The sequence below is a fragment of the Paraburkholderia solitsugae genome (genome assembly GCF_013177695.1).
Classification (GTDB): domain Bacteria; phylum Pseudomonadota; class Gammaproteobacteria; order Burkholderiales; family Burkholderiaceae; genus Paraburkholderia; species Paraburkholderia solitsugae.
Genome location: NZ_WOEY01000027.1, coordinates 109,351 through 121,965, shown reverse-complemented (window position 1 = coordinate 121,965; position 12,615 = coordinate 109,351). Strand labels below are relative to the sequence as shown.

Below are 12,615 nucleotides of genomic sequence, written 5' to 3'. Positions count from 1 at the left end.
TCGAAGAATCTTGGCTGAACGCCGCCGCGCGCCATACCGTCATTAATACAGCGCGTTACATTGCACACCTTACAAATAGCCTTTTTACTATATTTCAGAATTCTTTCATACCGTTCTGTCAATGCGGCACGCTTTATAATTCACCCTTTGCGCCAGCACATTCTCATGTCCCGGGCCTTCCTTCCTCCCTCTTCCAGCATCGTGCGTCGCGCCAGACGTCTGTGGCGGCAATACGGCGTTTTCTGGCTCGGCGCGATCGCGGTCGGTCTAGTGGCGGTGCTCTACGCAAGACTCATCGATTGGGGCTACGGCGAATTCCGCGCAATGCAGCAACAGCATGTGTGGGCGCCGTTGATCGTCACGCCCGCGGTCGCGGCGCTCGCCGTCTGGCTCACGCGCAAGTTCTTCCGCGGCGCCGAGGGCAGCGGCATTCCGCAAGTCATCGCCACCCTGCATGCCAAGCCCGGCGAATACGGCGCGCGGCTGCTATCGTTCCGGATTCTGTTCGGCAAGATCGCCGTGTCGTTTCTGGCGATTCTCGGCGGCTTCACGATCGGCCGCGAAGGGCCGACCGTGCAGGTCGGCGCGGCGCTGATGTTCAATCTGCGGCGGCTGTATCCACGCTCGAACGCGCTGATCGAACGGCAATTAGTACTCGCGGGCGCGGCAGCGGGTTTGTCCGCGGCGTTCAATACGCCGCTGGCGGGGATCGTGTTCGCAATCGAGGAACTCACCCGCAGCTTCGAGGCCCGCGCGAGCGGCGTGCTGATTACGGCCATCATCATCGCCGGTGTGATCGCGCTCGGACTGAACGGCAACTACACCTATTTCGGCACCATCCAGATCGGCGCGCACTTCCCCGATCTGCTGGCGGTGGCCGTTCTGCTCACGGCGATCGTCACCGGTATTGCGGGCGGCGTGTTCGGCTGGCTGCTGCTGAACACCGCGCGCTGGATTCCTGCGCCGCTGCGTCAGTTGCACGGCGAGCGGCCGGTCGTGTTCGCCGCGCTGTGCGGTTTCGTGATCGCGGTGGTCGGCCTCATCTCCGGCGGCACGACCTTCGGCAGCGGCTATGCGGAAGCGCGCGGACTGCTGGAGGGGCACGAGCACCTGTCCGTGTTCTATCCGTTCCTGAAGATGATATCGATGGTCGGCTCGTATCTGCCGGGCATCCCAGGCGGCATCTTCGCGCCCTCGCTGTCGATCGGCGCCGGCTTCGGCAATCTGCTGCACATGGTGTTCGACTCGATGCAATTGCCGATGCTGATCGCCCTCGCGATGGTGGGCTATCTGGCCGCCGTCACGCAGTCGCCAATTACGTCGTTCGTGATCGTGATGGAAATGATCGATGGTCATGCACTGGTGATTTCGCTGATGGCCACCGCGTTGATCGCAAGCCGCGTCTCGCGCCTGTTCGCGCCGCCGTTGTATGAGGCGCTGGCAGAGCGCTATATGGCGCCGCCGCCGCGCCCGGCACCCGCACCGGTGCCGGAGGTACCCGAAGTCGAAGCGCCAGAGCCGACTGTCGTCGACGAGATCAACGGCGACGCTGCCGCTGAAGACGGCACCGGCACCCCGCGTCAGTAAACGACGACGCCCGGCGCGCGCACCACCAGCGGCCGCGCCGGCACCACCACGCACCCGGCGAGAATGATCGCCAGCGCGGCGATCAGAAGCAGATTCTTTTTCATCATGTGTTTCCTGGAAGACGCAGGCGGGCGCTACGCCGAGAGCGTGCGCGGCGCCTGCGTTGTCAATCTGGAGAGAGGGGTACGTGCGGCCTGACGCGCGCCGCACCGCACACAGCTGTTGCCTTTGAACTTACGCCCAGTGGCCTTCGACCCAGCGATAGTTCGGACCGTGTTCGACCCAGTGGCCCGGCACCCAGTGGTAGCCGACGCGCTCGGCCTGCCAATGACCCGCGACCCACACATAGCGGCCGTGGTCCCAACGCCAATGACCGTGATCCCACACATAGCCGACGCGCGGCGCCGGCACGGCTTCGTAACGCACGGCCGGCGGTGCGGACGGCGCGATCACGACGACTTCCTCGGCCGAAGCGGATGCCACAGCGGATGCACCAGCCGCGATCAGAACAGCGTTGGCGATCAGCAAGCGAAAGGTCTTGTTCATTTTTCCCTCTGTAGTTGGACACCGGACGCGGCGTTATCCGTTTAATGCGCGAGGGGACGAAAGCGCTGACTGCGCGCGTGTAACGGCGCACGCTGAAGTGCAACGGATTATTTCGCCGCGTGGAAAGCACGCGTGAGAAGGCCTGTGCGAGCGCACACGAACACAGGGGTAGCGGGGACGACGACGAGGAGAACGACGCAAGGGAACAGCGGGAGGACGCAACAAAATTGCGAAGTCGCGAACCTACGAACCAGGACAGCGCAGCGCGCGACGACGCAAAGAAGGCATCACAACAAAGACAGCGCTGACGCTCCGCCTCGTGACGTCATATCGACGAAACGAAGCTGAGCGCGCAGTACGTTATGCGGAACCAGCCTGCGGTATTTCGATCTTGACCTCGAGCACTTCGAGGTCGTCCTGGCGCTCCAGGCTCACGCGAATATCGTCATTGGAGATTTTCACGTACTTTGAAATGACGGCCACCAGTTCGCGTTGCAACGCAGGCAGGTAATCGGCAGGCGCATGGCCGCCGGCGCGCTCGTGCGCGATGATCAACTGCAGGCGTTCCTTCGCTACCGACGCGGACTTCTTCTTCTCGCCCAGCAAAAACGAAAGAATCGACATGACGTGCGCTCCCCTTACTTGGTGCCGAAGAGGCGCTGCAGCAGCCCTGGCTTCTGGTAATCGGTAAAGCGAAGCGACTTCTGCTCGCCGAGGAAACGCGACACGACATCTTTATAGGCTTCGGCGACGTCGGTACCGTCGAGGTGCACAGCCGGCAGCCCCTGGTTCGACGCATGCAGCACCGCTTCCGATTCCGGAATCACGCCGATCAGATCGATGCGCAGAATTTCCTGGATGTCGGTGAGCGACAGCATTTCACCTTCGCTCACGCGCTTCGGGTTGTAGCGGGTGATCAGCAGGTGTTCCTTGATCGGCTCCTTGCTTTCGATCGCGCGCTTGGTCTTCGACGACAGGATGCCGAGGATACGGTCCGAGTCGCGCACCGAGGAGACTTCCGGATTCGTCACGATCAGCGCTTCGTCGGCGAAGTGCATGGCGAGCAGCGCGCCCGATTCGATACCGGCCGGCGAATCGCACACAATGAATTCGAAGTCCATCGCGATCAGGTCATTGATGACCTTCTCGACGCCTTCCATGGTCAGCGCGTCTTTGTCACGCGTTTGCGAGGCCGGCAGGATGAACAGGTTCTCGCACTTCTTGTCCTTGATCAGCGCCTGGTTGAGGTTGGCTTCGCCCTGGATCACATTGATCAGGTCGTACACCACGCGGCGCTCACAGCCCATGATGAGGTCGAGGTTACGCAGGCCGACGTCGAAGTCGATCACGGCGGTTTTGCTGCCACGCAATGCGAGGGCCGATGCAAAACTCGCGCTCGTGGTCGTCTTGCCCACGCCACCCTTGCCCGAAGTCACCACAATGATTTTTGCCATTACCCTTACCTTGTGTTCGTCAAATTCGTCAATTATGTGCGGCCTGATTTGCCGTGGAGCGCTGCGTGCCGTGACCGTTCAGGGCAGCGCGCGCTTCACGCCGATCAGGTGAGCCGCAACGGTTCGATCATCAATTTCTCTTCTTCGAGCCAGATCTGCACCGGCTTGCCGAGCACGTCGGCCGGCAGCGGGTTCTCGGTTGTACGGTAGATGCCCGCAATCGAGATCAGTTCCGGTTCGAGACACGTGCAGAAAATGCGCGCGTCGTGATTGCCCTGCACGCCGGCCAACGCCCGGCCGCGCAGCGGCGCATAAATATGGATGTTGCCTTCCGCGATCACTTCCGCGCCGTAGCTCACGAGGCCGAGCACGACCAGATCGCCCTTTGCGTAGATGCGCTGGCCCGAGCGCAGCGGCTTGTCGACCACCATGGTTTGCGACGAGGTGGCGAGACGAACTGGCTCGGCGGCGGGCGCCGGCTCGACCGCGGCGGCCGTGGCCGGGGTGCCGCTTTCCGGCGGCCCGCCGGCGGCGGCGGCGAACAGATCGGCCGGGGGCGTAGCCGTCGCGGCGGTGGCAACCGGTGCCACAGCGGCAGCATTGGCGCCCTCTTCGTCTGCGGACTTCGCTGCGGCGCCGCGGCGATCGCGCGCTTCGAGCAGCGGCAGCGCGGATTCGGCCGCCCATTGCTGCTGCGCGTTGGCGACGACGCCGACCGGGCGCATGCGCACGCTGTCGAGCAGTTGCGCGATGTCCGCGAGCGGCACGCGTTCGTTCTCGGCGAGCCGGCGCACGTCGATCGCGACGACGTCGTTAGCGAAAAATTCGGGGGTCGCCTCGAAGCGCCGGGTCAGTTCGGCACGCATCGCGTCGAGGTCGGTTGTCTTGACCACAAACAGGAGCGTGTCGACAGAGCCGCTGCGGAGTTCGAAAAAGGGCGATTTCTTGGGCGACATAGCGTTCGGCAAAAAATTTTGCGTATTTTACAGGCGTCCAGGCGGGGAGCGGGTTTTTTTGCCGGGAGAACGCACCCCTGCGGCCTGAATACCCATGACGTGGCCACGCCTCGGCCGTTCAGGCCGCGCTTGGGGCGCTCATTTGGCCATGAACCCGGCCATGAACGCTGTAGCGACGCGGAAGGGATGTGAGCGGCCGGTAGACGCGCCGCTCGCGAGATCACTGCTGAAACACCTGCGACGTGGTCGGCACATGGCGCACCAGCAGGCTTTCGGCCTGCTCGGGCACACGCACGACACGCCGATGCTCGCCGGTCGGACCGAAGCCGAGCGCCTCGTAAAAGCGCATCGCATTGCGGTTGGCGTCGGCGACCCACGCGTAGATTTCGGTGGCGCCTTCGCTGGCGAGCCAGGTGCTGGCGGTGTCGACCAGCAACTCGCCGCCTCGCAGATGACGCACGGCCGGCGCCACCCACAACTCGCAGACGAACGCGCGGCGCGCCGCGGCGTCGTCGAAATGCGCTTCGATCAGTCCTGCCGGATGGCCCTCGGTATAGAGGATGAAACTGGTTGCGATAAACGAAACAGCGTGCTCGGCGGCGGTGGCGTCGAACGTGGCGGCATCCGCCGACAACGCGTCTTCTAGCGTTTCGCCGAAGGCATAGGGCGCCTCCCGCAGCGACGCAGTACGGAGTTCGCGGAAAACGGTGCCCTGATCAGCGGCGATACGGCGAACGGTCAATGACGTACTCATGCAGACGAAAACCCCTTGAAACCCTAAGGCGTAGCTTTAACCGAACCGGCGCGCGAGTCAAATCCTTATTTACTGGATCGAACCGCAGCGCAGGTCAAAGGACCAGGAGCCGCGCGCCAACAGCGCAGCAATTGGCGCGGCCACCGCCTTGAAACGACGGTTCCTGAGGCGCGCCGGCCACGTGTTCAAGGCGCTTCGTAATCGCCGGTGCCGTCCGGCCATGGCGTGAGCAGCTCGTAACCCTCTTCGGTCACGGCGATCATGTGCTCCCATTGCGCCGACAACGAACGGTCTTTGGTGACCACGGTCCAGCCGTCACGCTGCACCGCGGTGCCGGCGCGGCCCGCGTTGATCATCGGCTCGATCGTGAAGACCATGCCCGGCTTCAGCCGCACGCCCTGCCCCGGTTGACCGTAGTGCAACACTTGCGGGTCTTCGTGGTACACCTTGCCGATGCCGTGCCCGCAGTAGTCGCGCACGATCGAGAAGCCGTCGCGCTGCGCAACCTTCTGGATCGCATAGCCAACGTCGCCGAGCGTAGCACCCGGCTTCACCTCACGGATGCCGGCCAGCATCGCCTCATAGGTCGTGTCGATCAGCTGGCGCGCCACCGTGCTCGGCTGGCCGACGCAGTACATGCGGCTGGTGTCGCCGAAATAGCCATCCTTGATGATCGCGACGTCGATATTGACGATGTCGCCGTCTTTCAGGATTTCACTGCGGTTGGGAATGCCGTGGCACACCACCTGGTTGACGGACGTGCAAACGGTTTTCGGAAATCCCAGATAGCCAACATTGGCCGGAATCGACTTTTGCGTATTGACAATGTAGTCGTTGCACAGGGCGTCGAGCTCGTCGGTGGAGACACCGGCCTTGACGTGCTCGCCGATCATCGCCAGTACGTCGGCCGCGAGGCGGCCGGAAATGCGCAGCTTGGCGATGTCGTCGGGAGTCTTGTAGGAAATGGCCATGAATTCGGTCGAAGTGCGATGTTGACGATCGGCCAATTGTACAGAGGATCGCCGGACGGCCTCCGCGAGCCGGGTCGGGCCTGCTCGCCGGAGGCTTTCGGCACGACGCCGATCGACCGTCAAAAACCCCCAACCTGGCGTCAGCCTGTCTCATGCCGCGAGCGCACGCATGTCAGTCCGCCGAGGCGAGTACGAATTGCATCACGTCCGTGCGTCCTTCGTCGAAACCGGCTTCGCAGTACGCCAGATACAGGCGCCACGTCCGCACGAAAAGCTCATCGAAGCCTTGCGTGTGGATCGCATCGAGCTGGGCCTCGAACGCGCTGCGCCAACGGCGCAGGGTCTCGGCGTAATCGCGGCCGAACACCAACGACGTGCGCGCCGTCAGCTTGCCACGCCGCGCGGCTTCGATGAATCGCTGCGGGCTCGGCAACATGCCGCCCGGGAAAATGAATTCGCGGATGAAGTCACTGGTCGCGCGATAGGCCGCGAAGTGCGAGTCGTCGATCGTGATGGTTTGCACGAGCGCACGTGCGCCAGGCTGCAGACGTTCGCGCAAGATGCGGAAGTACGTCGGCCAGAATTTTTCGCCGACGGCTTCGAACATTTCGATCGATACGATACCGTCATACTGGCCGGTCAGCGTACGGTAGTCGCGCAATTCGAGGTGCGCCCGGTCGCTCAGGCCTGCTTCGCTCACACGCTCCTTGGCGAATTCGAGCTGCACAGGAGAGATCGTTACGCCGTGTACATGAATGCCCTGGCGCGCTGCGTGCATCGCAAAACCGCCCCACCCACAGCCGATTTCCAGAATGCGCATGCCTTCGCACAAACCCAGCGTATCGATGATGCGTTGATACTTCGCCTGCTGCGCGTCTTCGAGCGATTGATAGAAATTGCCGCCGAACACCGCGCTCGAATACGTGAACGTCGGGTCCAGCCACTGCGAGTAGAACGCGTTGCCGATGTCGTAGTGCGCGTGAATATTGCGCCGGCTGCCCGAACGCGTATTGGGCCTTAGTTTATGACGCAGCCCGTACCAGAGTTGCGCGAGCCAGCCGCCGCAGACGGTGCGTTGCAGCGCGCGTTCGTTGCGGATTGCGACGCGCAGCAAAGCGGCCAGATCGGGCGTATCGACCCAGAACGCGCGCCAGGCATCGGCAAAACCGATATCGCCTTTGCGCAGAATCGCGCCGCAGGCACGCCAGTCGCGCAACTCGAGGCGCGCGCTCGGTGCCGCGCGCGGATCGCCGAACACGCGCTGCTGAGCGTCGGGCGTGATCAGCACCAGATGCCCAACCTGAATCCTTTCGAGCAAAGATAGAAACAGGCGGCCTGACGCGGGAACGGTTCGGTGTCCGCTCAGGGTTCTTGAAAGCGCCATGGCTGCATCTCCTCAATCGGACGAAATGGGGCGCGCAGCGGCGGACGGTTGGCCGGCTGCGGCATGATCGATGGGTACGTCGGCGGTGCGAACCGGCGTGGGATTTTTGCCGTAGAACGGCGCTTTTTTAAGGGCGAGGCGTAGCGCCTGCCAATGAATTCTTGCAACGACGCCAACGGTCAGCAGCGGCTGACGGATCAGCGCGGCGAGCGCTGTCGAGCACGTTAAGGGTTTTAGACGGCCACCCAGCGCCGTACGGATCAGAAGCCCGTCAGCGTCTTCGTAATCGATCGAAACCAACGCACTGTTCGGCGTCTCCCTGACGCGAAATTCGTAGCGCCCCTCGACGCGGCAAAACGGCGACACGTGCAGCACTTTTCGGCATGTCAGTGCTGTATCCACCGTGATCGGCGCATTGCCCGCAGCGCTCAGCAGATAGCTGTGGCGATCGCCGAAGGTATTGCGCACCTCGGCCAACAGCGCACGCAGATGGCCGTCGTGATCGTCGCAAAACCAGAAGCTGACCGGATTGAACGCATAGCCGAACACGCGCGGGAAAGCTTGCAGCCAGATCTTGCCGTCCGCTTCTTCAATACCCGCCACCGATAGTTGCGCGCGCATCCATATGGCGAGATCGCTGCCATCGCGCGGACCGTGGTCGCGTGTGTGAAGGCTGAGCGGACGCCAGCGGTCGATGCCGAACCATCCGCTATCGAGCGACGCCAGACGATCCAGATCGCAGCGCACGTAGAACACCGGATACGTGAAGCGGTGGTGCTTCGGCCGCAGACGCTCGTGCATCACCTGGCCCGTCAAAAGCCAGGCGGCCGGATCGACGTTGGCGCGAGCGGGATTCATAGCGTGGCCCATGCCGGCGATGCGTCGAAATCGGCGGCGACGCGCAGGGCCGATTTCAGACCGTCCTCGTGAAACCCGTAACCCGTCCATGCGCCCGCGAACCAGGTGCGGCGCTTGCCTTGCAGCGACGGCAGACGGTGCTGCGCGTCGATGGCGGGCAGATCGAACAGCGGATGGTCGTAGACGAAGCGGCGCAGCTCGGTGCCCGGCGCGGGCTGCGTCACCGGATTGAGCGTGACGACGAGCGGCGTCCTGAACGGCAGCGGCTGGAGCTGGTTGACCAGATAGCTGACGCACACCAGATGCGTGCCATCGACGCCGCGGCTTCCCAGATAATTCCACGCCGACCACACGCGCCGACGACGCGGCAGCAGATTCGTATCCGTATGCAACACGGCGACGTTCGGCTGGCAGCGCACCGCGCTCAGTACGCTGCGCTCGTCCTGATCGGCGTCGTTGTCCAGCAGGCGCAGCGAAGTCGGCGCGTGGGTGGCGAGCACCAGCGCGTCGAAACGCTCCGTGCCGTTGTCCGTGAGCACATCGACACCGTCGGCATCGCGCCGCACGCCTCTAACCGCAGTCCCGATGCGGACATCGTCGAGCGTGCCGACGATGCGGCGCACATACTCGCGCCCTCCTCCCACCACCGTCTTCCACTGCGGCCGCCGGTTCACCTGCAGCAGTGCGTGGTTCAGGCAGAAGCGCAGGAACGTGGTGGCCGGGAAGGCGAGGATATCGGCGGTCGCGCTCGACCAGATCGCCGCGGCCATCGGCAGCAGGTAGTGGCGCTGGAACGCGCCGCCATATCCACCGGCCGTCAGCAGTTCCCCCATCGACGCGCGCGTTTCTATGGCGAGCTCGAGATTGCGCTGCGCACTGCCGTTGAAACGCAAGATGTCGCGCAGCATGCCGATAAAGGTCGGCGAGAACAGGTTGCTGCGTTGCGCGAACACGGTGTTCAGGTTGGTGCCGGCCCATTCGAGGCGGCCTTCGTCGAGTGAGACCGAGAAGGTCATTTCGCTCGGGTGCGACTCGACGCCCAGTTCGGCGAACAGCGCGAGCAGGTTCGGATAGGTGCGATCGTTGAAAACCAGAAAGCCCGTGTCGACGGGATGCGTGTGGCCCTCGAGCGTGACGTCCACGGTGTTGGTGTGGCCGCCCGCATAGCCCGCCGATTCGAACAGGGTGACCTGATGGTTGCGCGCCAGCAAATAGGCACTGGCTAAACCCGAGATGCCAGCGCCGATAACCGCGACCCGCGAGCCGCGCGGCAGGGGTGAGGTCGGTGCGGGGTGGGTCATGAGCGCGCCTCCTGATCTTGGGGGCGCGCGATCGGTTAGTTGGGTGTGGCGGGGGTTGGGCGTCCTTGAGGGGGTTTACGCAGCGGGGGGTGGAATGGGTGCAAAAGTGGCGGGGTTTCGGCGGGGGCCGGCACCCGGGGCCCGCCGCGGCAGGGGTGAGGTCGGTGCGGGGTGGGTCATGAGCGCGCCTCCTGATCTTGGGGGCGCGCGATCGGTTAGTTGGGTGTGGCGGGGTTTGCGCGTCCTTGAGGGGATTTACGCAGCGGGGGTTGAAATGGATGCAAAAGTGGCGGATTTGCGGCGGGCCCGTGCACGCGAGCCCGTCGGGACAGGGACAGCGGGGGCGCGATGCGCTCGCACCCCCGGTCAAGGCGTTTTGTTCACCCCGGGCCTTGGGCGCCCGGCAAAAAATCTACGGCGTCAGCGCACTGGAATGATCAGGTGCTGACCGATCAGGATGAGGTTGGGGTTCGGAAGGTTATTGCGTTTCTGCACGTCGACAAATCGCGCGCCACTTCCCAACTGACTCGCGGCAATCCCATTCAGCGTGTCACCCGAGCGGACCACGTAGGTCTTCTCACCACCGGTCGCGGCCGTCGTCAGCACCTGGTCGCTGATGAAATATTTACGCAACAGGTCCAGATAGGCCGGCGACTGCTTGACCTTCGCGATCGCGGAATTCAGGTAGATCAGCAGCGCACTGTCTTCCTTGCGCACGCCAATTTTGTACGAAAGGTTGGAGCCGTCCAGCTTCGTGACCGCGAACGTCAGGTCGGTGCCCTTGATCTCCGATACGCCGAATGGATAGTCGTAGACGATTGCGTCGACCTGATGCTCGTCCAGGAAGTGCGACATCCAGGATCGCTGCCCTTCGATACTCGCATCCGACAGCTCGACAATTTTGCTATTCGGGAACGCTTTCTCGACAAACGCCTTCACGTCCGGGTCGCCCTGCAGCACGCCGACCGTTTTGCCCGCGAGATCGGCTGCGGAGCGGACTGCCGAACCCTTGGCGACGATCAACGAATAGCCGAAGTCCTCAACATAGGGAATCGAATAGACGACGCCGCCCGGTGTGTTGTCTGGGAATGTCAGGCCGTCCATGGCGACGTCGACGACGGTGTTGCCTTGCTTGTCGGTTTTCGTCAGTTGATCGGGAACCGCCGGATACGTGTCCACGCCGTGATGCGTGTCGACCGTAATGACCGGATGGTCGCCCGAGGTGAATTCCTTCTGGGCGAACAGGAGATTGGCGAAGTCGACATTGAAGCCTTGCGGCTTGCCGTCGTCTTCCGAGTAAAACGGCCGCGAAGGATTCTCGACGCTGACACGAACGACACCGTTGCTCAATATCGACTTCAGCGTGTCCTTGTTGGGCACGAAACCGTCCGGGTTGCTCGGGGCCGGCGTTTTGACGTCGGCGCTGCTGCTGTTGCCGGTGTCTATCCCATTCACCGCGGCAGCATCTTTGTCGGCGCTCTGGCCGTAATTAGGGGTTTTGAAGCCGCCTTCGTGGATATACCAACCGGCAGCCAGCAAGATCAGGAAAAGAATCGAACCCAGAATTTTCTTCATTATTTTTCGATCGAGTTGAGTGGTCGAGCGGTGCGCGCCTGATTATTTGGGTGCCGTGGGCGAGCCGAGTTGCTGAGCGGGCGGACTGAGCGCGCCCATTTCGGTGGCGGCCGTGGCTTGCTGCACTTCCGCACTTTCCATCAGCGACGTTTCCATTTCGGAAAATGCCTTGTTCACCGAGTTCATCACGGAGTCGAGCGCGGCATCCGTTTTGATTTGCGCGAAGGTGTCGCTGGATTGCATGCCGGCAATCTTGTTCATGCGTTGCGCGGATTGCGACATGTCCCACAGCGCTTTGGCGCGATCGATTGCGTCGGAGAATCGCTTGAGTTCGTCCTGCACCTGCTTATAGCGCCCCTCACGAAAAGCGAGCAGTTTTCTCATCGTCGCGAGTTGAGTTTCGAAACGCGCCGCGTCTTCGGGGTATTGCTTTTTGAACTGCGCGGTCTTGTCTTCGAAGTTTTTCACTTCGGTGCGGAAGTCGGTAATGCTCTTCTTGAACCGCTCTGCGCCTTCCTGCTTTTCGGCCAGTTCGTTGTAGAGCGTCTCGATTGGGTTCGACGTCGCTTCGTTCACGAACATCTTGACTTTCTGGTTCGCGAACTTCATGGCGAGAACGGGGCCGAAGTTGATCGCCGCAAGCCCGATCACCGCCGCGATGATCAGGCCGACCATCCCTTTGACCAGCAGGATCGCGAGCGGCGCACCGATAGCGATGCACAGCCCGATAATCGACCACTTGATGACTTTGTATTTGGTGCTGCTCGTGGTCGTGTCAACGACCGAGTTCCCAACTGACATGTGAATCCCCTTTTGACGCCTGTTTTACAAAACTGATTTTGCAAACTGCTCGGGACATCGTTGTGGCTATATGCGCGGCGCCTATATTTTTGGGCCTGCCGCGAAAACGCTGTATGACTTTACAGGCACTCAGGCGACTCGGGAAGTGCCACCTATTTTTCACCATAATTCGGCGAATCACGAGTTCGGATCGGTCTGGTGATCAGTAGCGGCACGTGTCGAATTCAGGCGGCAATCTTCATGACAAAAACATATCAATTTAATTTCTAATTGCTTTCATGTGCGGCATTCACTGCAAGCTAATACGCCCACTCGAACGAGAAAATAGCCGTCGATTATGCGAATGCGATCAATCCAGGCGATCGCTACACCCGGACTGACGTACGGGTCAGCCGCCGCGGCAATGGCCGTCGTATTCGTCAAACTGA

General features: G+C 62.2%; 12 protein-coding genes. 1 reads left to right on the top strand and 11 read right to left on the bottom strand.

Translation table 11 applies throughout. The features are described 5' to 3' along the window. Positions 1-165: 165 nt before the first annotated feature. Positions 166-1,587 (top strand): chloride channel protein, encoded by a 1,422-nt coding sequence (locus GNZ12_RS07215; protein ID WP_172309695.1) that lies wholly within the window; start codon positions 166-168, stop codon positions 1,585-1,587. Between the two features lie 234 nt (positions 1,588-1,821). Here GNZ12_RS07215 and GNZ12_RS07210 read toward each other — a convergent pair whose 3' ends face one another. The 11 genes from GNZ12_RS07210 to GNZ12_RS07160 form a co-directional block, all read right to left on the bottom strand. Next, on the bottom strand, positions 1,822-2,133 hold the full coding sequence (locus GNZ12_RS07210; RefSeq protein ID WP_172309694.1) for a YXWGXW repeat-containing protein: 312 nt from the start codon (positions 2,131-2,133) through the stop codon (positions 1,822-1,824). Between the two features lie 360 nt (positions 2,134-2,493). Beyond that, positions 2,494-2,757 (bottom strand): cell division topological specificity factor MinE, encoded by a 264-nt coding sequence (gene minE / locus GNZ12_RS07205; RefSeq protein WP_028196771.1) that lies wholly within the window; start codon positions 2,755-2,757, stop codon positions 2,494-2,496. A 14-nt stretch (positions 2,758-2,771) separates the two neighbouring features. Further along, positions 2,772-3,587: a septum site-determining protein MinD gene (minD, locus tag GNZ12_RS07200; protein WP_063495093.1), complete on the bottom strand. Its 816-nt coding sequence runs from the start codon at positions 3,585-3,587 to the stop codon at positions 2,772-2,774. 104 nt (positions 3,588-3,691) lie between these two features. Continuing rightward, entirely contained in the window at positions 3,692-4,543 is an 852-nt protein-coding gene (gene minC / locus GNZ12_RS07195) for a septum site-determining protein MinC (RefSeq protein ID WP_172309693.1), read from the bottom strand. Positions 4,544-4,763: 220 nt separating this feature from the next. After that, positions 4,764-5,297: a GNAT family N-acetyltransferase gene (locus tag GNZ12_RS07190; RefSeq protein ID WP_172309692.1), complete on the bottom strand. Its 534-nt coding sequence runs from the start codon at positions 5,295-5,297 to the stop codon at positions 4,764-4,766. Positions 5,298-5,482: 185 nt separating this feature from the next. Further along, entirely contained in the window at positions 5,483-6,268 is a 786-nt protein-coding gene (gene map / locus GNZ12_RS07185; RefSeq protein WP_172309691.1) for a type I methionyl aminopeptidase, read from the bottom strand. Positions 6,269-6,440: 172 nt separating this feature from the next. After that, a complete protein-coding gene (locus GNZ12_RS07180; RefSeq protein ID WP_172309690.1) occupies positions 6,441-7,652 on the bottom strand; it encodes an SAM-dependent methyltransferase in 1,212 nt (403 codons plus the stop codon). A 12-nt stretch (positions 7,653-7,664) separates the two neighbouring features. Beyond that, positions 7,665-8,510 carry a DUF1365 domain-containing protein gene (locus tag GNZ12_RS07175; RefSeq protein ID WP_172309689.1) on the bottom strand — a complete coding sequence of 282 codons (846 nt, stop codon included), beginning with the start codon at positions 8,508-8,510 and terminating at the stop codon, positions 7,665-7,667. After that, a complete protein-coding gene (locus GNZ12_RS07170; protein WP_172309688.1) occupies positions 8,507-9,811 on the bottom strand; it encodes an NAD(P)/FAD-dependent oxidoreductase in 1,305 nt (434 codons plus the stop codon). The genes GNZ12_RS07175 and GNZ12_RS07170 overlap by 4 nt, the downstream gene beginning before the upstream one ends. A 420-nt stretch (positions 9,812-10,231) precedes the next feature. Then, positions 10,232-11,386, bottom strand: a complete 1,155-nt coding sequence (locus GNZ12_RS07165) for a transporter substrate-binding and LysM peptidoglycan-binding domain-containing protein (protein WP_172309687.1) — start codon at positions 11,384-11,386, stop codon at positions 10,232-10,234. A gap of 42 nt (positions 11,387-11,428) precedes the next feature. Next, positions 11,429-12,187, bottom strand: a complete 759-nt coding sequence (locus GNZ12_RS07160) for a hypothetical protein (protein WP_172309686.1) — start codon at positions 12,185-12,187, stop codon at positions 11,429-11,431. Positions 12,188-12,615 lie beyond the last annotated feature (428 nt).

Bases quoted from the DNA above. Each gene is read 5' to 3' on its own strand.
- GNZ12_RS07215 (WP_172309695.1), top strand. From the start codon at position 166: ATGTCCCGGGCCTTCCTTCCTCCCTCTTCCAGCATCGTGCGTCGCGCC.
- minC (WP_172309693.1), bottom strand. From the start codon at position 4,543: ATGTCGCCCAAGAAATCGCCCTTTTTCGAACTCCGCAGCGGCTCTGTC.
- minD (WP_063495093.1), bottom strand. From the start codon at position 3,587: ATGGCAAAAATCATTGTGGTGACTTCGGGCAAGGGTGGCGTGGGCAAG.
- GNZ12_RS07160 (WP_172309686.1), bottom strand. From the start codon at position 12,187: ATGTCAGTTGGGAACTCGGTCGTTGACACGACCACGAGCAGCACCAAA.
- GNZ12_RS07180 (WP_172309690.1), bottom strand. From the start codon at position 7,652: ATGGCGCTTTCAAGAACCCTGAGCGGACACCGAACCGTTCCCGCGTCA.
- map (WP_172309691.1), bottom strand. From the start codon at position 6,268: ATGGCCATTTCCTACAAGACTCCCGACGACATCGCCAAGCTGCGCATT.
- GNZ12_RS07190 (WP_172309692.1), bottom strand. From the start codon at position 5,297: ATGAGTACGTCATTGACCGTTCGCCGTATCGCCGCTGATCAGGGCACC.
- GNZ12_RS07175 (WP_172309689.1), bottom strand. From the start codon at position 8,510: ATGAATCCCGCTCGCGCCAACGTCGATCCGGCCGCCTGGCTTTTGACG.
- minE (WP_028196771.1), bottom strand. From the start codon at position 2,757: ATGTCGATTCTTTCGTTTTTGCTGGGCGAGAAGAAGAAGTCCGCGTCG.
- GNZ12_RS07165 (WP_172309687.1), bottom strand. From the start codon at position 11,386: ATGAAGAAAATTCTGGGTTCGATTCTTTTCCTGATCTTGCTGGCTGCC.
- GNZ12_RS07170 (WP_172309688.1), bottom strand. From the start codon at position 9,811: ATGACCCACCCCGCACCGACCTCACCCCTGCCGCGCGGCTCGCGGGTC.
- GNZ12_RS07210 (WP_172309694.1), bottom strand. From the start codon at position 2,133: ATGAACAAGACCTTTCGCTTGCTGATCGCCAACGCTGTTCTGATCGCG.